The sequence below is a fragment of the Candidatus Poriferisodalis multihospitum genome (assembly GCF_028283155.1).
GTDB lineage: Bacteria > Actinomycetota > Acidimicrobiia > Acidimicrobiales > Poriferisodalaceae > Poriferisodalis > Poriferisodalis multihospitum.
Map to the genome: position 1 here is coordinate 1 of NZ_JAPYOK010000112.1, position 19436 is coordinate 19436.

17 protein-coding genes and 2 pseudogenes are annotated in these 19436 nt (G+C 65.8%); 5 read left to right on the forward strand and 14 right to left on the reverse strand.

What is annotated here, in order from left to right:
* From VI480_RS13320 to VI480_RS13330, 3 genes and pseudogenes are all read left to right on the forward strand, one after another.
* Positions 1 to 536 (forward strand): annotated as a pseudogene (locus VI480_RS13320) (hypothetical protein); the annotation flags it as partial.
* Positions 537 to 742: 206 nt separating this feature from the next.
* Positions 743 to 1582 carry a hypothetical protein gene (locus VI480_RS13325; protein WP_323673346.1) on the forward strand — a complete coding sequence of 280 codons (840 nt, stop codon included), beginning with the start codon at positions 743 to 745 and terminating at the stop codon, positions 1580 to 1582.
* Between the two features lie 27 nt (positions 1583 to 1609).
* Positions 1610 to 1846, forward strand: a complete 237-nt coding sequence (locus tag VI480_RS13330; protein ID WP_323673347.1) for a hypothetical protein — start codon at positions 1610 to 1612, stop codon at positions 1844 to 1846.
* Between the two features lie 175 nt (positions 1847 to 2021).
* Here VI480_RS13330 and VI480_RS15705 read toward each other — a convergent pair whose 3' ends face one another.
* The 3 genes and pseudogenes from VI480_RS15705 to VI480_RS13340 form a co-directional block, all read right to left on the reverse strand.
* The gene (locus VI480_RS15705) at positions 2022 to 2495 is read right to left on the reverse strand and encodes an HNH endonuclease signature motif containing protein (RefSeq protein WP_416246699.1); all 474 of its coding nucleotides are present in this window, start codon (positions 2493 to 2495) and stop codon (positions 2022 to 2024) included.
* Positions 2468 to 3271, reverse strand: a pseudogene (locus tag VI480_RS13335) (DNA-methyltransferase); the annotation flags it as partial. The pseudogene VI480_RS13335 and the gene VI480_RS15705, both read right to left, overlap by 28 nt.
* Before the next feature lie 59 nt (positions 3272 to 3330).
* Complete coding sequence (locus VI480_RS13340) at positions 3331 to 4323, reverse strand: IS1595 family transposase (protein ID WP_416246698.1); 993 nt, start codon at positions 4321 to 4323, stop codon at positions 3331 to 3333.
* Here VI480_RS13340 and VI480_RS13345 point away from each other — a divergent pair.
* Positions 4310 to 5167 carry a hypothetical protein gene (locus tag VI480_RS13345; RefSeq protein ID WP_323673349.1) on the forward strand — a complete coding sequence of 286 codons (858 nt, stop codon included), beginning with the start codon at positions 4310 to 4312 and terminating at the stop codon, positions 5165 to 5167. The two genes, VI480_RS13340 and VI480_RS13345, sit on opposite strands and share 14 nt — an antisense overlap.
* Before the next feature lie 13 nt (positions 5168 to 5180).
* Here VI480_RS13345 and VI480_RS13350 read toward each other — a convergent pair whose 3' ends face one another.
* The 6 genes from VI480_RS13350 to VI480_RS13375 form a co-directional block, all read right to left on the reverse strand.
* A complete protein-coding gene (locus VI480_RS13350; RefSeq protein WP_323673350.1) occupies positions 5181 to 6125 on the reverse strand; it encodes a hypothetical protein in 945 nt (314 codons plus the stop codon).
* 145 nt (positions 6126 to 6270) lie between these two features.
* Positions 6271 to 7938, reverse strand: a complete 1668-nt coding sequence (locus VI480_RS13355) for a hypothetical protein (protein ID WP_323673351.1) — start codon at positions 7936 to 7938, stop codon at positions 6271 to 6273.
* Positions 7939 to 8342: 404 nt separating this feature from the next.
* On the reverse strand, positions 8343 to 8915 hold the full coding sequence (locus VI480_RS13360; protein WP_323673352.1) for a Uma2 family endonuclease: 573 nt from the start codon (positions 8913 to 8915) through the stop codon (positions 8343 to 8345).
* Between the two features lie 165 nt (positions 8916 to 9080).
* The gene (locus tag VI480_RS13365) at positions 9081 to 9389 is read right to left on the reverse strand and encodes a cytochrome P450 (RefSeq protein ID WP_323673353.1); all 309 of its coding nucleotides are present in this window, start codon (positions 9387 to 9389) and stop codon (positions 9081 to 9083) included.
* Between the two features lie 15 nt (positions 9390 to 9404).
* Positions 9405 to 9626 (reverse strand): hypothetical protein, encoded by a 222-nt coding sequence (locus tag VI480_RS13370; protein ID WP_323673354.1) that lies wholly within the window; start codon positions 9624 to 9626, stop codon positions 9405 to 9407.
* A 51-nt stretch (positions 9627 to 9677) separates the two neighbouring features.
* Positions 9678 to 10661 (reverse strand): lysylphosphatidylglycerol synthase transmembrane domain-containing protein, encoded by a 984-nt coding sequence (locus VI480_RS13375; RefSeq protein ID WP_323673355.1) that lies wholly within the window; start codon positions 10659 to 10661, stop codon positions 9678 to 9680.
* A gap of 89 nt (positions 10662 to 10750) precedes the next feature.
* Here VI480_RS13375 and VI480_RS13380 point away from each other — a divergent pair, with 89 nt between their 5' ends.
* On the forward strand, positions 10751 to 12025 hold the full coding sequence (locus VI480_RS13380; RefSeq protein WP_323673356.1) for a glycosyltransferase family 4 protein: 1275 nt from the start codon (positions 10751 to 10753) through the stop codon (positions 12023 to 12025).
* On the opposite strand, the gene sucD is transcribed toward VI480_RS13380, so the two are convergent.
* The 5 genes from sucD to guaA all read right to left on the reverse strand — a co-directional run.
* Complete coding sequence (sucD, locus tag VI480_RS13385; protein ID WP_323673357.1) at positions 12026 to 12910, reverse strand: succinate--CoA ligase subunit alpha; 885 nt, start codon at positions 12908 to 12910, stop codon at positions 12026 to 12028. It abuts the gene before it with no gap.
* Positions 12911 to 12999: 89 nt separating this feature from the next.
* Positions 13000 to 14148, reverse strand: coding sequence for an ADP-forming succinate--CoA ligase subunit beta (gene sucC / locus VI480_RS13390; RefSeq protein ID WP_323673358.1), 1149 nt, complete (start codon positions 14146 to 14148; stop codon positions 13000 to 13002).
* Positions 14149 to 14211: 63 nt separating this feature from the next.
* Positions 14212 to 16560 (reverse strand): ATP-dependent helicase, encoded by a 2349-nt coding sequence (locus VI480_RS13395; RefSeq protein ID WP_323673359.1) that lies wholly within the window; start codon positions 16558 to 16560, stop codon positions 14212 to 14214.
* Positions 16561 to 16583: 23 nt separating this feature from the next.
* On the reverse strand, positions 16584 to 17792 hold the full coding sequence (gene argJ, locus VI480_RS13400) for a bifunctional glutamate N-acetyltransferase/amino-acid acetyltransferase ArgJ (RefSeq protein ID WP_323673360.1): 1209 nt from the start codon (positions 17790 to 17792) through the stop codon (positions 16584 to 16586).
* Between the two features lie 124 nt (positions 17793 to 17916).
* The coding region (gene guaA / locus VI480_RS13405; RefSeq protein WP_323673361.1) for a glutamine-hydrolyzing GMP synthase at positions 17917 to 19436 on the reverse strand (1520 nt) is incomplete at its 5' end.

Sequence of the window (19436 nt, forward strand, 5' to 3'; positions counted from 1 at the left end):
GGCACCTCCACCAGATCGTCGGTTCGGCAAGCAGCCCGCATCACAGCGGACCCGACCCGACGACTGGTGGACGGTCGCCTATCGGCGCGGCCTCTAAAGGTCGCTGCCACGCATTTGGAATCATCCTCGACGGAGAAGCCTCCGGCAAAGGCGATCCAGCGCGGGGATCGCGCTACAACTCCTCGGTCCGCTACCAGCGCGCTCATCCCGACACGGCGTTCGTCATCGTCGTGTCGGTCGACGGGGACCTCAATCTGGTGCCCGATCTCCGTCCCCGAGTGAAACGATCGGAGGTCGCAGCAGCGGTCGACGCGTTCTGCAAAATCTGCTCACAGGAGCACCCGGACGGGGAGGACTACGCCGAGGCGCGTCAGCGCGTCGAAAACTACGCCTTCTACCTCGACGACGACCAATGCGAACGCGTCAAGCATGCCGACGAGAGGGAACAGAAGCGCAGACTTGCCGACAACGGCATTGCCACGAGCGCACTTGCTATTCGCCCGCACCCTGAAATGGATGATTCCTACTTCCTCTGACGCGGGTCTCATCGGCCGCACCGACTTCCTGCTCGCAGATGGACGGCGGCAGAATGCGGCCCCTGCTGCGACGACTCGCGGCCGCTTCTGCCCTTCGGTCTGGGATCGGATCGTTCAAGCACCAGCTCCAGACTCGAATGAGGTTCAGGGTCATGTCACGACGACGCAAGCGCAGGAGGCACCCGGCTGGGCGCGATACAAGCGGCGTGCGGGTCTCACTCAAGGCCGTCTACTTCTTCTTGCCGCTTGAATCGCCGTTGTCAATCCCTAACAAGTCGATCTTCCGGGGCCAAGAGAGACCGCCACCAGAGTCGGGTTTCGAGCAGCGATACTTGGGTGTCGACTGGGATGACTACGAGGGCTTGTCCGGCTGCCGGATCAGTTGTCGCTTCCACCACCTCGTCAGCAGCGAGATCGACGCATTCCAGCACGCTGCTCTTGAGGCTGTGCGCGTCGCGTTCCCCTCTACGCAGTTCGGCGACGATTCTTCGGGGCCGGCTTCCCAGCCGGTCACGGTGACTGTTGCGGAAGTTGCCGTAGCGCTGGATGGGGATTCCGACGGCGATCTGAGCAACGCACTCGATGAGGCGGTTGCACTGGTTGCTGATCTCCAGCGCGCCTACAGCGCGGTCGCCCGACAACCGATGCCGATCACGACCCGCTCGCGGCTACCGCTGCTGGTGCCATACGCGATTCGGACAGTGACACACGGAGAGAACGAGCCCCGCTGGCCCGCCGCTGACGACATCAACGTGATGTTCCCAAGAGAGCCCGCCGTTCATCGCCTATTGCCGCCTCCAAGCGCTGAACACCCGGCTCGCTTCTCTGGCAAGGAGTTGGTCGGTGCGCGCGCCCCAGTTCTCGACGGCCCGTTTCGCCACGTTTACGAGTCGTGGCGCAATGCGAACGTCGCGCTGGGGCAAGGCGACTATGCGGTCGCTGCGATCCTCACAGGCGTCACCTGCGAGCAGTCCATCAGGGCACTCTTGCTGTGTCTGTTGTGGGAAGACGAACTTGACCCTGCGAAAGGGGATTATGTAGGGTAGTTGACGGCATGGCGGTAGCCTGCGCTGATGCCCGCATCAGACGTATCGCTCGTCTCACGACTGCTTGCCGCCAGATCATTGCTGCGCGAAGCAGCCCGCCAGATGACCGACGACCAGATCGCGGAGCTAGACACCCGCATCCGGTTCCGCATCACTGCCGTGGACATCACCCTGCCGAACGGCTTGCATCCTGACAGCGAGCTGGCCGTCAGTCTGCTCGAATGCCTCGAACTCATCCAGAACGAACGACGGGACAGCAGCTAGGTCCACACCGCGCAGGTCCAAGCTCGGCCATGGCTCCGCGTCAGCAGTCATGCCGCGAGACTACCGCGCGCGACTGTTCCGGCTCCTCAGCAACGCCCGAGCGACCTGCTCGGGCGTCGCGTCCGGCGTGACCTGCCGGACCGGTGGGTAGATGCGGGACCGCTTCACCCGCTTGTCACGCTTCAGCTTGCTCATTGCTCGCTCCTAGCTCGCCGTAATCGGTCACGGTCGTAGTCCCTGCGGGAAGCCCCCAAGAGGCTCGCAGCTCGCTCATGGTGAGCCGGTTGCCCTTGCGGCTGTTGCAGGCTGCGCACAGCAGTTGCAGGTTCTCATCGCTGTCCAAGCCGCCCTTCGAGCGTGGAGTGACGTGATCGAGGTGGAAGTCGTCGTGCCATTTCGCCCGGTCGCATCCGGGGCACGGCCGACGTTCGCCGCTGCCGAGCGCAGCCCACAGGATCGCGCGTATCCGCGGTGAACGCGTCGGACGGTCCGGGTCTGTGCGCTGGGGGGCTGGGGAGGCAGGTGAACGGTGGGAAGCCCTTCGCGCATCCCCTGAAGATCGACATTGTGGACCGCGGCGTCTGACTCGTCTTGCAGACGCTTGAGCGTGATCCCTACAGCGGTCTCGTCTATGTCGATCCCCACCCACTGACGCTCAAGCCGTTCGGCTGCGACCATCGCCGTGGCGCACCCGCAGAACGGATCGAGCACCACGTCGCCGGGGTTGGAGCTGGCCTTGATGATGCGCTCCAGCAGCGCAAGCGGCTTCTGCGTCGGCCACCCGGTTTTCTCCTGCGAGAAGCTCTTGATCATGATGCTGTCGAGCACGTCGCCGCGATGACAGTTCCAAGTGTCTTCGATGGGGAAGCCCTTGCCGGTGGGTTTCTTGCCGTCTCGGCGCACATAGTCGTCGGGGTACGGCAGATATTCCTTGTTGAACTTCGCGGTAGCTGACGGGTCGCGGACGTAGTACAGGATCGTGTCGTGGTTGCGAATCCAGCCGCGCTTCTGCGTCTTGAAGCCGCTGACCCAGCCGATGCGCCAGATGATCTCAGAGCGGAAGTTGCGCTGGCCGAACACACAGTCGAGTATCTGCTTGAGGTAGTGGACTGCGGTCGGATCGCAGTGCAGGTACAGGCTGCCGTCTGCCCTAAGGACGCGATGGCACTCTTGGAGCCGCAGAGCCATGAACGAGAGGTACGCCTGCATCGACTCTCCGTGACTGAGACCCGCGCCGACGACAGTGTGATGCATCGCAGGGTCGGCGGCCTCTTGGAGTTCCGCCCATTCGGCCTTGACGCCGTTCATAGTCCAGGTGTCATCGAACTGGGCACCTGCGGCATCGGAACCGAGCGGAGCGTTGTAGAGCCGGTTGGAGTTGAACGGCGGATCGAGGTAGACGAGATCGACCGTCTCGCTGTTCATGCCCCGCAGAACGCGCAGGTTGTCGTCGATCCACAGCGTGCGGTTCTTCCAGTTCGGAGCTACCACGGCTCGCCGTCCGGGATCGCCACGGCACGGGTGACGCCGTTGGCAACGAGGTCGGCGTAGCGGATGCGCTGCCCGACCAAGCTGCGGACGGTTGCACGCATCTGGTCGATGGTGTCCGAGTTGCGGAAGTTGTGCCGACCGGCGAACTCGTTGACGTACCGGTGGAGGTGCTGCGGGCTGAAGTGGTGATAGGTGCCCTGATAGCCGCGCTTGAGCATCGCCCAGAAGCTCTCGATGCCGTTCGTGTGGGCTTGGCCGCGCACGTACTCGCCCACGCTGTGAGCGACCGTCTCATGGTCCCGTTCGATGCCGAGATAGGCACGGTTCCCGTCTGTGAACACCTGCGCGCTCGGCGTTGACGCTTCCTCAGCGAACGGCACCAGCGTGTCAGCGTCGGTGCTGGCCACCACCCGAGCGGTGACCTGATTGGTGGCGCGGTCCTTCGCGCCGATGACAGCAGTCTTGTCGGTGCCGCCCCTGCCGGTGATACGGCGTTCGCGGTCCGCCACGTGCATGTTCTTGGCCTTGCCGCCGATGAACGTCTCATCGACCTCCACGGGGCCGTCAAAGGGGCCAAGCTCGACTTCTGCCCATGCTTCGCGGATGCGGTGCAGCATGAACCACGCTGTCTTCTGGGTTACGCCGAGGTCGCGGTGCAGCTTCATGCTGGACACGCCTTTGAGGTTCGTGAGTTCCAGGTAGATCGCGAACACCCACTTGCGAAGCGGAACGTTGGACGCTTCCAGCGCGGTGCCGGTCTTGACGGAGAAGTACTTGCGGCAGTCACGGCAGCGGTACGGCATCGTCTTGTGCTTCGCCTCGTGAGTGTTGGTGCTGCCGCAGTGTCCGCAGCAACGCTGCCCGGTCCACACCTGCGCCTCGAACCACGTCCGAGCCGATTGCTCGTCGGGAAACATCTCGGTGAGTTCGATCAGCGTGATGCCCTTGCGGTGGTGCTTGCCGGGGGCTTTGGTGTCGGTTGCCATGCCATCATTATATCGACTGATACACAGATTGGCAACTATCCTACATAATCCCCCTGCGAAAGCGTTTCAGGTGCTCTATGAGCGCAACGGCAATACTCGCAACGCGAACACTCTGCTGGCGGCGATCATCGACCGGCTCTCCATTTCTCGGGAGATCGACCTCGCGGCGCAAGAGATGGCTGTGGGCGTGCTCGATTTGCGCAACAGGGTCTTGCACCGTGCCCACCAGCCCACCCGCAACGAGGTGCAAGAGGCGTCTGATCACTGCACTCAATTTGCTGAGTGGACACGCATCGCGGTGCTCAGTCGGCTCGACCGCTACGCAGTCACCGCTGCCATGACGGTCTCGAAACCGGACATCGACGAAGAAGCAGCTTCCCGCCTGGACAAAGCACTCGCCTCAAACCTGTGGCCCACCCGTCCTCACGACAACGTGCGTCACTACCAGATCGAGATCGACCGGCATCAGCCCGGAAACGAGGACAAGCGCCTCGGCAAGGTCGATCACTTGCCGAGCGGGGACTGGGCCATGATGTCGCTGTCCTATCCCAATGGGGAGGTCCGCTGGGTCGGTGTCGAAGAGCGAAACTGGCTCGCCTTCCTCGCTCGACCACCTCGCGATCTGCCCGCGCGGGCCCGGAAGCACTTGCGAGAGAGCATCAAGCAGGCTCAAGTTGAGAACGCCGAACACGGCGACAAGCCGATCGTTGTCTACCGATGGAACGATCTCCAGCCTTTGCCCCAATCGGCGACGCCGCGTCTGCACTCATGGTTCGACCTCGGCCCGCTCCTCCGAGCCGAGCGCTACGCGCGCTGCCCCACACCCTTCATTCCGGCCGACTAGCTGTGCTGCTGACCTAGACCATCTGCACTCGGGGTTCGCGTTCGACGATGTGTTCGACTCGGTGGATGATCCTGTGCAGCTTGTTGAGCTTGCAGTTCTCGCCCCAGCAGGCTGCGCGTCGTTCCAGCATGAAGGCAACTGCGCAGAGGGCGAGGTGCAGGAACTCGAGAAAGCTGAAGTAGTCGATGGACGGACGCTTGGTGTCCCAGTTCCAAGTGCCGATGATCGCGAGTGCTTCGGAATGGGCGACGCCGCTCATGCGGTGGTACGCATCAAGTCCCTGCGGCAGGTCCATCTCGTCGCAGAGCATCTCTCGAACGCGCTGAGAAGCCGAAGGGACACGACTCGGCTCCCGGCTGGCGTGCCCGTCTGCCTTCTGATGTTCCGCGTGGATGCTCTGGATGGCTCGCTCGATGTTGTGCTGGTAGACCAACGCTCGGTTCTTCGCGGAGGTTATGTCCGAGCGGAAGTCGTCGCCCCAGAACCCGGTTGCATCAGATTCCATCGCTTCGAGGGACTTCAATCTGCGGCGAAGAGGCTCCGCGGCGAGCCGCAACCCTCTCAGCAGACGCTCCTCCGGTCGCGCCGCGGGGTCGAATACCCAGGTCGCGAATGCGCAAGCCTCGATGGTCGCCCGGCACATCACATAGAGCGAATAGGCACTACGAGTGCCCGTCGTAGTCCGAAGCCCGACGAAATAGTCATGAACCGCGTACACGCGCAGCCGCGCCTCGGATTCGACCACTTCGACTGCGCTGCCCGGGCCGGCCTGCGTGGCAGCGCCTGGGTACGTCCGTGTGTCGCTCCATGGCGAGCGATGGGCTGGCGCTTTCGACTCCAAGAGCCAAATGTCAGGGTCACCGTGGGCTTCGCGCATTCGCAGCCCGATCTCCCAGCGACGCAGCATCACGTGAGCGCGCCTCAGTGCGCCCTTGGACTTGACAGGCGTCATCCGCACGGGCTTGTCCATCGGGCTGTTGAGGGACGCCTCGTCCCGGCGTGCTCGCGCGAGGTCGAATGTGCCGCAGAGATGAGCATCGACACCTGGCGCTCATGCGAGATGCGCCCACATGTTCGAAGCAACAGTGTTTCCGCGGCCGGTCTCACGTTGTCGGGGTTGAGACTGACTCGTCGTCCCCTTGGGAATCGCCGATCCATGCCCGGAGGTTGCCGAGGAGCGTCGCTGCGCTTCTGTAGAACTGCTGCATCGTGGCGATCCGGTCCTCAGTGACTCCGAGGCGGTGGAGCCGTTCTTCGTGTTTTCGGCTGCGCAAGTGCGAGCTGAGGCTACGAACCTCGTTGAGATTGCGAAGGAAGCGGATGTCGTTCTCGACTGATGGGTAGTCGAGTTCGCAGAGCCAACGCTCAAGAAGCGAAATCGACTTCATGTCTTTCGTGTCGCCAGCCAGCTCTGGTGGCAATTGCTTGGCATTGAGTGCTTCAACCAAGGCGAGATGCAGGTCCTTGATGAGATCCTCGAACTCCTTGTCAGTGTCGTTGAGAGGCGTGCGCAACCGGTCGAGCGCTGCCGCGTTCGGGCCTTCCAGTTCGCACAGCAGGTCCCAGTCGAACCGTTCCTGCCATGCGTCGCGGAACTTGCTGTACTCCTGCCTGAAGACGAACACGGGCGATTCGGCGTCCGCCCATTGGCCCATGAGCTGGCGCCTGATCGCGGTCTGGCTGCCCATCCTCGGCAGTACGACGTTGTGGGCCTTCCAGTGGTCGCGCTCAGTGGAAGGGATGTCCCGTCCGAGATCGCCGAGCCAGACCATCACGAAGCCGTCCGCGTTGTCGTTGTCGATGCGCACGCACCACAAGCCACCGCACCACAAGTGGCCGTCAGTTACTTCGTACTTGTCCGTGTCCGCGTAGTACTTCTGCAGGACTCCGCAGCGGAACCAAACCGGTGTCAGATAATTCGGCGCGTCCGGATTCGCGCCGAAGAAGTTGCCGAGCCGGCTCGGATCGCATGTGAATCTGACCTGCCTGCCGACATCGTCCTCGCCGATCGTGAACTCCTGATACTCCTCGACGTCCTCCTCGTCCCAGGGCCAGATTCCCGAGAGCTCTTGTGGAGGCGCCGGAATCACCAACTTGCCGCGCATCATTGACAGCGTCTGGTCTCCCATACCCCACTCACGACCGTGGTTACACCACCAGCGAAGCCGGTAGTTCGGGCCGCGCCTCTCGCAGGGACTGTCGCCAAACTCATCGGCGAACGCCGCGGTGTGATCTCCTGGATGGAAGACGCACGAGTCAATGAAGCGCACGAGGTCCAACTGTCGAGCGGCCAGATACTGCTTCAGATACTTGGTGCGAATCCTCACGCTCGATTCGGACACCTCCGCTGCGGGTTCAAGCGAGCCGTCGCGAATCAGCTTGTGGAACTTCGTGTGATCGCTGTTAGGCCGCAAATCAAGCATGTGACGGAACTCCTCCACGATCTCCGGCAGGATGTCGGGCCCGATGCCTGAGTTGGAGCGCGCGAACACGATCGGCAGCGCGTCGTCGTGAGCGCAGCAGTGACGGGCATACTCGACGCGGTCGCCGCTCCGCCAGAACCCCGGCATTCCATCGCCGACGTGTCCTTCCCAGTCCTCACGAGCGAGCACCTCTGAGCGATGCATCGAAGGCATCAAGACAGCGTGGAGGAGCCGTCCGTCGACGGCGCCCTCGGATAGGTACACGTCGGTCCAGTAGCTGTCCATCGCAAGGAAGTCCTGAACCTGAGCCTCCTGCTTCAGCGATTCCGGAAATGGCGTACTGCTCATATGTCCTGTCTCACCTCTGAGTCTTCAGTGGGCGGGAATGTCCGCAATCTTCGCTGAGGGGTGTGACTCCCGTGGCCTTGAGGGCGCTTAGCCAACGCCGAATCCAACTCGAGGTGCGGTGAGCCCCGTGCCCTGTTTGCGACGATGCCGATCGGGGACTGGGCGGCTGGCCGAGCCTGTCCCCGCCACAGCGTGGTCCTTGGCCTCTCGAGAAAACCGTGCCTACCTGCTCGGGCTGCGACGGTACGGTCCGCGCGCAGCTCGGGTCGAGCTCGCATAGGAGAGCGCCCGCCCGGCGGTGCTCGCAGCGGCGCGGCCTGAGAAGGCGTAACCCCGGCCGTTTGCCGAAGCAGGGACGGTTCCGGTGTCAAGCACCGCATACAGAGACTGCATGTGCTCCGCAGTCAGTCGGCGAACAACTGGCTGAGCGGGTAGGTGAACCCCGGCGGCACTGAACCGCCGTCGAGGCTGTCGGCCTCGGTGAGCGACTCCACGGCTTCGGTGCCGACGCTGCGGATGTCGACTGTCTTCGAGCCCGGATGCACCACCCACACCAGCCGCACGCCGAAGCCGAGCCACATCGCAGCACGTTCTGCGAGCTCGCCGAGCCGATCGTTCGGCGACGCCACCTCGACCACGAGGTCAGGCACCACTTCGGCATATCCGTCGGACACTTGCCCGGGCGGCAGTCGCGCCGTCGCGGTAAAGGCGAGGTCCGGTTCGCGCACCGTGTCGGGATCGTGCTCAAGCAAGATGCCGGAATCAGTGCCGACGACGGTGCCGAGGCCGTGAGCCTCGGCATGGTCGAGCAGCCGTGCGCCCAGCCGCAGAGCGAGCTTCCCGTGCAGCTGTCCGGCTGACATGGTCTCGCAGAACACTCCCCTGACCAACTCGCCACGCACGCCCTGAGCGTCGAGGCGCAGCAGGTCCTCGGCGGTGAGCAACGTAGCCGGAAAGGTTGGTGTGACAATTGCCATTTATTTTCAATAGCTTTCGTTATATTGAATGACAGCTGCAGCCTGAGTGCGGGGGTGCCGTCTCAGCATTCTCTCACCCGGTGAGACGACGAGGAAAACGAATTCCCCGAGGCTTGTAGTGGCGCACCGGGTTCGCGGTGATTGATGAGCGAACCCCGGCGAGGGTCAGGCTGGGGCCAGGCGCAGATCCAGGCGCTTGAGGCCTCGCAGCCTGAAGCTCGGGTGGTACTCGAAGGTATTGGCGGCGTCCAGCTCGAACGACGACAGGCGACGGGCGAGCTCCTCGAGCACCACTTTGCCTTCGAGGCGTGACAGGGCCGCGCCGACGCAGAAGTGGATGCCCCGGCCGAACGCCAGGTGATTGGTGGCCCCGTCGCGCTCGAGGCAGAAGGACAGCGGCTCGCCGAACATGTCGGGGTCGCGGACCACCTCGACCGCGGGGTCGAACAGCCCGAAATCGTCAAGGTCAACCATGGGATGATCCTCTCGTCAGGTGCCCGACAGCGCTGCAACCACTGGCGCGAACTCCGCCATGTTCGCGCCACGGACGGTCACGTAGCTGATGCCGTAGGTGTCACGGCGCTGCTGCAAGGTCTCGCAGATCTCCGAGACCGAGCCGATGAGCGCATGCGGGTGGCGTGCCAGGTCTTTCCACTCCGCAGCAGTATCGGCGCTGAAGGCCTGGACCCTGAATCGAAACGGTCGGCTCACGGGGACACCTCCGATAGTCCGGCTAACTCTCAGTGGATTCGGACCGAGCGCTCAGGAATCTGTCAGCTTGGCGCGTCCGGCCGCCGCGGCGAGCGGCAGCAGCACCAACTCGTGGGCGAATTCCAGCACTCGCACCGCGATGGCGAAGGCCGCGGCGTCGCCGACCCCGAATCGCTCGGCCAGCAGGGCCGCAACCACCACCTCGCGCACGCCGAGCCCCGCCGGCGTGATGCCGACCATGCCCATGACGATGCCTGCCGCTGTTGCCCCGGCAATCAGCCAGATGTCGTCGACTCCGGCGGCAAGCAGCGCACCGGCCAGCAATACCGACGCCATAAGGCGCTGCGCCACCGCCAGTCCGTAGATGAACACCGCTCGCCACACGGCTGCCCGTTCGGCGTTGAGCGCGTCGGTCTGCATCCGCCCCGACAGCCACCGCAGCACGACCACCCGCCGCATCAACCCGTCGATACGGCGCCACCAGCCCCCGGCGCCCGCCAGTGTCCACGGCAGTGTCACCAGGCCGGCGACCGCGCCGACGCCGATGACGATGCGGGCGAGCCATCCCCCTGCAGTGCCCAGCCAGTCGGCTGGTGCCCACAGCGCCGCGAAGACTGCCGACCAGCCGACCAGCGTGGCGGTCTCCACAACTACCGACGCCCCTGCGGCAGCCCGGTTCACGCCCAGCGGGGCAGCCAGGCCGGCCCGGGCGACCACTGGCACCAGCCCGCTCGGCAGGTAACGCGTTGCCTGGGACAGCATCCAGATGCGCAGCGCCGGGCCTTGCGCCAGCGGCGTGCCATAGCCGCCGATGAGCTCACGCCATCCGAGCGCCAGGCACCACGTGGCGATCATCGACACGAATACGGCGGCCGCCAGTCCGACAGCATCGACTTGCAGGTCGATCCGGCGCAGGTCGTCCCAGTAGCGAACCGCCAGCCAGACGATCATCGCTGCGGTCGCCAGCCCGAGCGCCCACCTCAGGGCGGCGCCGGCTCGCCGCCGTTCGCCGATGCTGCCATTCGATGCGGTCACGACTGCACGCTCATGATGCTGCGCATCAGCCGTGTCCGGCGTCCCCGGCACATCTGGCGCCCAGCCGGCATCCCGCTGAGCGTACCGGGGTGCCCGCAAGCCACCCGGAGCGTCGACGGCACGGCTCGAAGCAGGACCGCTGCGAGACTGGGCGAGTGCGTGTGGCGCTGGTTGCACCGGGGTTTCCGACGTCGCTGGACGATCACCACAAACCCTTCCTGCTCGATCACGCGCGAGCGCTGGCCGGTGCGGGTGCCGAAGTGACGGTGGTGTGCCCCGCTCACCCCGATGCGCCGCGCCGCCACGTGGTGGGCGGCATCGAGGTGCACAGGGTGCGATTCGCCCCCCGACGGATCGAAGCACGGGTAGCGCTAGGCGAGAGCTACCGGGTGTTCTCCGGACTGTCGGCGCTGTGGGTCGTCCCGATGATCGCGCAACTCGCCTTGGCCGCATCCCGCCACCCACGTCGCCGTTCGGGTGAAGGCACAGTGATACACGGCCACTGGTGGTTTCCCTGCGGACTCGTGGCCGTTGCTGCCGCTGCCCTTGCGGGACGGCGGACGGCCAGCGTGGTGCACATCCACGGCTCCGACGCCGCGGTCACCACCAATGCCATCCACCGATGGCTGGCACGCCGAGTATTGCGCCGCGCAAGCGCCGTGGTGACCGTCTCCGAGGACCTGCAGGATTGGGCCTCGTCGCTCGTGCGACGATCCCACGGCCCGCATCCCCCGCCGAGTGCCGAGCCGAGTGGGCGCACTGGCGGACCACTGCTGGCGGTCGCGTCGATGCCCGTGGGTGCCGACCGGCTCGGAACGCCAACGCCGGCACCCGCGGACGGTCCGGTGATCAGCATCGGACGCCTCATGGCCGAGAAGGGGTTCGACGTACTCATCGAAGCCGTGGCGCTCATGCCGCCAGCCGCACAACCCGAGCTGGTCATCGTCGGTGACGGCCCCGACCTGACGCTGCTCGAAGCGCTGGCACTCCGGCGCGGCGTCAGCGCGGAGTTCGCTGGCGCCGTGCCCCCCAACGAGATCGGCGAGTGGTACCGGCGGGCCCGTCTGGTGTGCGTGCCGAGCCGGCGGGAAGGCTTCGGCATGATCACTGCGGAGGCTCTCGCTGCAGGCCGACCCGTGGTCGCCACCGCCGTGGGCGCCGCACCCCACTTCATCACCGAAGGCACCAACGGCTTCCTAGCACCCCCCGACAGCGCTGACGCTCTGGCGGCGGTGCTCACCAAGGCGCTGCAAACAGAGCTCGCTGCCTCGGCCTCGACAACAGCCGTGACGCTGGCACCGTTCGGCGCCGAGGCCCACGCTGCAGCCCTGATGGAGATCTATGGGCAGATCGTGCAGCCGTAACTACAGCTCCGCGACGATCTCGGCCATGAGCTCGCCGGCTTCGGTGGGGTTCAGACCCACCCGCACGCCAGCATCGCGCAGCGCATCCATCTTGGCCGCAGCAGTGCCCTTGCCGCCCGAGACGATGGCGCCAGCGTGGCCCATCTTCTTGCCTGGAGGCGCGGTCACCCCGGCGATGTAGCTCGACACCGGCTTGGACATGTTGTCCTTGATGAACGCGGCGGCCTCTTCCTCGGCTGAACCGCCGATCTCGCCGATCATCATCACGGCCTTGGTGTCGGGATCGGCTTCGAACGCTTCGAGGCAATCGATGAACGAGGTGCCCGGCACGGGATCGCCGCCGATGCCCACGCACGTCGTGACGCCGATGTCCTTCTGCTGCAGCTCGTACAGCGCCTGGTAGGTCAGCGTGCCCGAACGGCTGACGATGCCCACCGGGCCGCCCGGCTTGGCGATGTGGCCCGCGGTGATGCCGATGTTGCACTCTCCCGGCGTGATGATGCCCGGGCAGTTCGGCCCCAGCAGCCGGACATGCGGGTAATCGCGCTTGAGCATGTTGAAGAAGCGGGCCTCGTCGTGAGCCGGCACGCCCTCGGTGATGCAGGCCACGAATTCGATGCCCGCCTCGGCGGCGTCCATCACGGCGGAGAACACGCCCGGCGCGGGGATGAAGATGCAGGAGGCGTTGGCGCCGGTGGCTGCGACCACTTCGGTGCAGTTGGCGAACACCGGCACGCCTTCCACGTCGGTGCCGGCCTTGCGGGGGTTGGTTCCCGCCACCACGTTGGTGCCGTAGTCGCGGTTCAGCATGCCGTAGTAGCGGCCTTGCGAACCCGTGAGGCCCTGGTAGACGACCTTGGTGTCTTTGTTGACAAAAATGCTCACGTCACGCTCCTGTCGCGGCCGTGATGACCGCATCACGATCTTCTGAACGAATTGCCCTTCGGGGGATGCTCATGTCCTGAGGCTCCCGTTCAGCTCGCAGCCGCGGCCATCGCGACGGCTCGACGGGCGGCGTCGAGCATGGTCGGTTCCATCACCAGCTTCTCGTTGAGGTGAGGGGCGAGGATCTCGCGTCCCTCCGCGGCGTTGGTGCCGTCGAGGCGCAGCACGATCGGCGCCTCGATGTCAACCGCATCGAGCGCCCCGATGATGCCGTTGGCAACCTCCTCGCCGCGGGTGATGCCGCCGAAGATGTTGATGAAGATGGCCCGCACGTCGGGGTCGTTGTTGATGACCTCCAGCGCATTGGCCATCACCTGGGCGTTGGCGCCACCGCCGATGTCCAGGAAGTTGGCCGGCTTGCCGCCCACCTGGTTCACCACATCGACCGTGCTCATGGCCAGCCCGGCGCCGTTGGCGATCACGCCGACGCTGCCGGCGAGGCCCACGTACTGCAGGCCCTTGGCGTGGGCGGCCTCCTCGCGCTCGTCACGCGGCTGGGTTTCGTCGTACTGCGCGTAGTCCTCGTGGCGGAAGACGGCGTTGGCGTCGAGCGTGACCTTGGCGTCGAGCACGTGCACCCGGCCCTCGGGCGTCAGGATCAGCGGGTTGATCTCGACAAGATCGGCGTCGCCCTCGGTATAGGCCACGTACAGCTTGCGCAGGATCTCGACGGCCTGATCGGTGGCGGCCGGGTTGAGGTTCGCCCCCTCCACCCACGCCCGGGCGGCCCCTTCGGTGAGTCCCTCGGCGGGGTCCACCAGCACTTTGCTGATGGCGTCGGGATTCTCGGCCGCAACGGTCTCGATCTCGACGCCGCCCTCGGCCGAGAGCATCCCGAGATGCTTCTTGGCCGAGCGGTCCAACGTGAAGCTGGCGTAGTACTCCTCGGAGATGTCCGAGGCCTTCTCGATCCAGAGCCGACGCACGATGTGGCCGTTGATGTCGAGTCCGAGGATGTTGCCGGCGTGGGTCCGCACGTCGTCGACGGTGGCGGCGAACTTGACGCCTCCCGCCTTGCCGCGCCCGCCGGTGTGCACCTGCGCCTTCACCATCACCGGCGTGCCCAAACGCTGCGCGGCGGCCACTGCTTCGTCGACGCTGAAGGCGACTTCGCCGTCGGATACCGGCATGCCGTAGCCCTTGAAGAACTGCTTGCCCTGATATTCGAAGAGATCCACGGCGGGGAGCATAGGAGCGCAGCCCTGCCGCCCGCTGTGAAGGCTCTTGGGAGCCCCAGCCCTCTAGGAGCGAACGCGGCGGAGGTTGGCGAAGCTGGCGACGAGGGTCTTGTTGCCGATGTCGGCGAAGTGGACGGTGACCTCCCAGTCGTCGCCGTCAGGCCGTACGTCCTGCACGACGCCAGCGCCGAAGCGGTCATGCAGCACGTCGTCGCCCACGCCGTAGCCGAGGTCGGCTGAGGGGGCGGGCCTGGGCTCGCCCAACCGGGCGGCAACCCGGCGGCGGGCCTCCTCCCGGCGCGATTCGCGGCCCTTTGCCGCGCTGTCGTCGTGGCGGGCGGGATCGCTGCGGGGCTGGCTCCGGGCGGCCGTCTCCGACTCGTCGAGCTGGCTGTACTCGCTGAGCTCGCTGGCCCGGCGATTGGCGCCCCAGTCGCTGGTGACGGGTCGCCACGAGCTGCCGAGGCGCTGGGTGTCGTCGGAGCGGTCGTCCAGCATGTCAGCGGGGATCTCGTCGATGAAACGGCTGGGCGGGTTGTAGCTGGTCTGGCCGTGCAGCATCCGGCTCCATGAGTGGGTCAGGTAGAGCTGCCTGCGGGCCCGGGTGATGCCGACGTACGCCAGACGGCGCTCTTCCTCCAGCTCGTAGGGATCAGTCATCGAGCGGTGATGCGGGAAGATGCCGTCTTCCATGCCCGTCACGAACACGATGTCGAACTCGAGCCCCTTGGCGGAATGCAGCGTCATCAGCGAGACCTGGGAGGCATCGGTCATCTCGTCCACATCGCTGACCAGCGATACCTGCTCGAGGAACTCATCGCACGACTCGAACTCGGCAGCGGCGCCGGCGAGTTCTTCGAGGTGCTCCAGCCGCCCGTCGGATTCGACGGTGCCCTCGTCGTGCAGCGCCTGGATGTAGCCCGATTCGTTCAGCACCACTTCGAGCACAGCGGCGGGTCCCTCGTCGATGCGGGCCCGGGCACGGCTCATCAGCTCGCGGAACTGCAGCAGGCCGCCGCGGGCGGTGCCGCGCACGCCCAGCGATTCGACACGCTCGATCACGTCGGCCAGCGATGTGTCGCCCCGCGCTGCCGCATCGTCCAGCTTGGCGACCGTGCGGTCGCCGATGCCGCGGGCGGGCAGATTCACGACCCGCTTGAGCGACACCTCGTCGGACGGGTTGACCGCAGCCCGCAAGTAGGCCAGTGCATCCTTGATCTCGCGCCGGTCATAGAAGCGGGTGCCGCCGATGATCTGGTACGGCACGTCGTTGGCGACAAGCTCTTCCTCGATCACGCGCGACTGGGCGTTGGACCGGTAGAAGACTGCAGCGTCGGACCAGTCCATCCGGCCATCGCCGTGCAGGCGGCGCAACTCCGCGCAGACGTAGTGCGCCTCGTCTTCCTCATTGGTGCCGCGGTAGCGGATCGGCTTGGCACCGCCGGACTGATCGGTCCAGAGGTTCTTCGGCGGCCGTCCGAAGTTGTTGCGGATCACCGAGTTGGCGGCGTCGAGGATCGACTGGCTGGAGCGGTAGTTCTGATCGAGCACGTAGGTCGAGGCATTGTCGAAGGTGGCGCCGAACTCCAGGATGTTGGTGATGTCGGCGCCCCGGAACGCGTAGATCGACTGGTCGGAGTCGCCTACGACGAAGACGTTCTGGGCGGGCCCGCTCAGCAGCCCGATCAGCCGCACCTGCGCCAGATTCGTGTCTTGGTACTCGTCGACCAAGATGTGCTCGAAGCGCTGCCGGTAATGCTCGGCCACCTCGTCATGAGCACTGAGCAATTCCACGCCCAGCATCAACAGGTCATCGAAGTCCATGGCGCCGGCGCGCCGCAGCCGCTTCTGGTACTCGGAGTAGACGCGAGCCACTTCACGGTTGAACGGCCCGCCGCCGTCGGGCGACTCGGCCCGCTCCGCAGCCTGCGGCGGCGTGGTGAGCTGGTTCTTCAGCGTCGAGATCGCCGCATGCACGGCGCGCTCGTTGAACCGCTTGGCATCGAGATCGAGGTCTCGCACCACGTAGCGGGTGAGCCGCCGCGAGTCGGCCTGGTCGTAGATGCTGAACGTGCCCGGGTAGCCGAGCACATCGGCGTGACTGCGCAGGATGCGGGCGCAGGCACTGTGGAAGGTGGAGATCCACATCCGCTGCGCCACGGGACCGACGAGGCTGCCGATGCGCTCGCGCATCTCCCCCGCCGCCTTGTTGGTGAACGTGATGGCCAGCAGGCCGAACGGGCTGACCTGCCGGTGCGCCAGCAGGTGCGCGATGCGATGGCTGAGCACGCGCGTCTTGCCCGAGCCGGCCCCGGCCACCACCAGCGCCGGGCCATCGCCGTGCAGCACAGCGGCCCGCTGGCCCGCGTTCAGCGGCGCCAGGATCGGATCGCTGCTCAGATCGTCATTCACGGGCGGCCATGCGCGGGAGTCGGCTATGTCGTGTAGTCGGCGTTGATGCGGACGTACTGGTCGGTGAGGTCGCAGCCGTACACAGTGAACGAGCCGGCTGTGCCATCGGAACGAACGCCCAGGTCCACCGAGATCAGCACCTCGTCCGACGCCAGGTACGCCTCGAGCTCGGCAAGGGCTTCGGCCGTCGCGGGCGTGGGGTACACCTCTTGGTCGCCGAAGCGGATCCTGACGCGATCAGGATCGATGTCGGTCTCGTCGCTGCACTTGCCGATCGCCATCGCAACCCGGCCCCAGTTGGGATCGCGGCCATGCACGGCCGTCTTGACGAGCGGCGAGTTCACGATGACCTTGGCGACCCGCTTGGCTTGTGCGTCGTCACGGGCGCCATTCGCCGTCACCACGATCAGGGTCTCCGCTCCCTCGCCGTCGAACGCAAGCTGACGGGTCAGGTCCAGGCTGACTGCGCCGAGCGCGGTCTCCAATTCGGCCTCGTCGACCGGCCCGGCAGCGCCATTCGCCAGCATCACCACCATGTCGCTGGTGGATGTGTCGGTGTCGACACTGAGCGCGTTGAAGGTCACGTCGCAGACCCGGCGCAGCATGGCGTCGAGCCGGTCGGGAGCGATCTCGGCGTCGGTGGTGATCACCGAGATCATCGTGGCCATGTCGGGCTCGATCATCCCCGAGCCCTTCGCGATGCCCACCACCGTGGCGGCACCTGCTGAGGCGCTCGCCGTCTTGGGATGCGTGTCGGTGGTCATGATCGCCGTCGCGGCGGCAACGGCATCGTTGCTGTCGAGCGCTGGTCCGGGGCCTGCGATCAACCGGTCGAAGTACGTGTCGATCTTGCCTTCGGGGTAGGGCACGCCGATCAAGCCGGTGGAGCCGACCAACACTTGGCCGGGCTCGCAACCCACCAGCTCGGCGACCCGATTCGCGAGGTTCGCTGCGTCTCGCTCACCCTGCGCGCCAGTTGCCACGTTGGAGTTCTTGGATATGACCACCACGGCCTGCACTCGCCCGTCGGCAATGTTGGCCTGACTGCGACGCACACTGGCCCCCGAGAACAGACTCTTGGTGAACACACCGGCTGCAGCCGCCACCCGATCAGCTGCCAGCACCATCACATCGTCGGTGCCGTCCTTTATGCCGATGTTGCCCACATGGCAGGCGAACCCCGCCGGCAGGTCCACCGATGCAGCCGCATTCGCGGCCCCTGCTGAGTTCATGATCAGCCCTTGTCACACGCTTTCCGCGGCCTGGCCGCGGCTGTGGGGCCAAGGTAGTTGCGGCTGTGCTGTGAACCTCCGCCTATTTCCATGGGTCTATTCCCATTCGGCTATTCCCATTCGGCTATTCCCATTCGATGGTGCCGGGGGGCTTGGAGGTGATGTCGTAGACGACCCGGTTGACGCCGGGCACTTCGTTGACGATCCGCGACGAGATCAACTCGAGCAGGTCGTGGGGCAGGCGGGCCCAGTCGGCAGTCATCGCATCCTCGCTGGTGACGGCGCGCACGATGATCGGGCGGGCGTAGGTGCGCTCGTCGCCCATCACTCCGACGCTGCGGATGTCTGCCAGCACTGCGAATCCCTGCCAGACCTCGCCGTCGAGGCCAGCCTTCGTGATCTCGTCGCGCACGATGACATCGGCCGCTCGCACCGTCTCGACGGCTTCGGGCGTGACCTCGCCCACGATCCGGACACCCAGGCCCGGCCCGGGGAACGGCTGGCGCTGCACGATCTCGGCCGGCAGGCCCAGCTCGGTGCCGACGGCCCGCACCTCGTCCTTGAACAGATTCCGCAGCGGCTCCACCAGCTCGAAGGTCATGTCTTCTGGCAGCCCGCCCACGTTGTGGTGGCTCTTGATCTTCGCCGCGGTGGGCGAGCCCGATTCGATCACGTCGGGGTACAGCGTGCCCTGCACCAGGAAGCGGGCGTCGGTGATGCCGCCGGCAGCGCGCTCGAAGATGCGCACGAACTTCTCGCCGATGATCTTGCGCTTGTCCTCGGGGTCGGTCACGCCGGCCAGTGCCTCGAAGAACTCGTCGGCAGCCCGTTCATGGATCAGCTCGATGCCCTGCGTGCGTCGGAACGTGTCGGTGACCTGCTCGCCCTCGCCGGCACGCATGAGCCCCGTGTCCACGAACACGCAGGTGAGCTGGCTGCCGATCGCTCGCTGTGTCAGCGCGGCGGCCACGGCGCTGTCCACCCCGCCCGAGAGTCCGCAGATGGCACGTGCGCTGCCCACCTGCGCTCGGATGGCCTCGACGCTCTCGGTGATGACGTTGGCCATCGTCCACTCGGAGTTGATCCCGCAGATGCCGTGGAGGAACCGCTCGAGCTGTGCTTGGCCGCTCGGCGTGTGCGCGACTTCGGGGTGGTGCTGCACCCCGTAGAAGCGGCGCTGCGGGTCTTCGATGACAGCAGCAGGACTGTCGGCAGTGGACGCTGTGACGGCGAATCCGTCGGGCGGCTCGACCACAGCGTCGAAGTGCGACATCCACACGGGCTCGGTGGAGCCGACGCCGATGCCGGGTTCGCCGAGCAGTTCGGAGGGCACTCCGGCGTGCGTCATCGTGGTGCGCCCGTACTCGCCGCGGCCGCTGCGACCGACTTGCCCGCCCAGGTCGCGAGACAGCAGTTGGTGCCCGTAGCAGATGCCCAGGATCGGCACGCCGAGCTCGTATACGCCGGGGTCGATGCCCGGGGCACCGTCAACGTGCACCGATGCCGGGCCGCCGCTGAAGATGATCGCTGCGGGCGAGCGCTCAACCAGCTCGGCCGCGGTGGCCGTGTGGGGAACGATCTCGGAATAGACCTGCGCCTCACGCACCCGCCGGGCGATCAGCTGCGCGTACTGCGCGCCGAAGT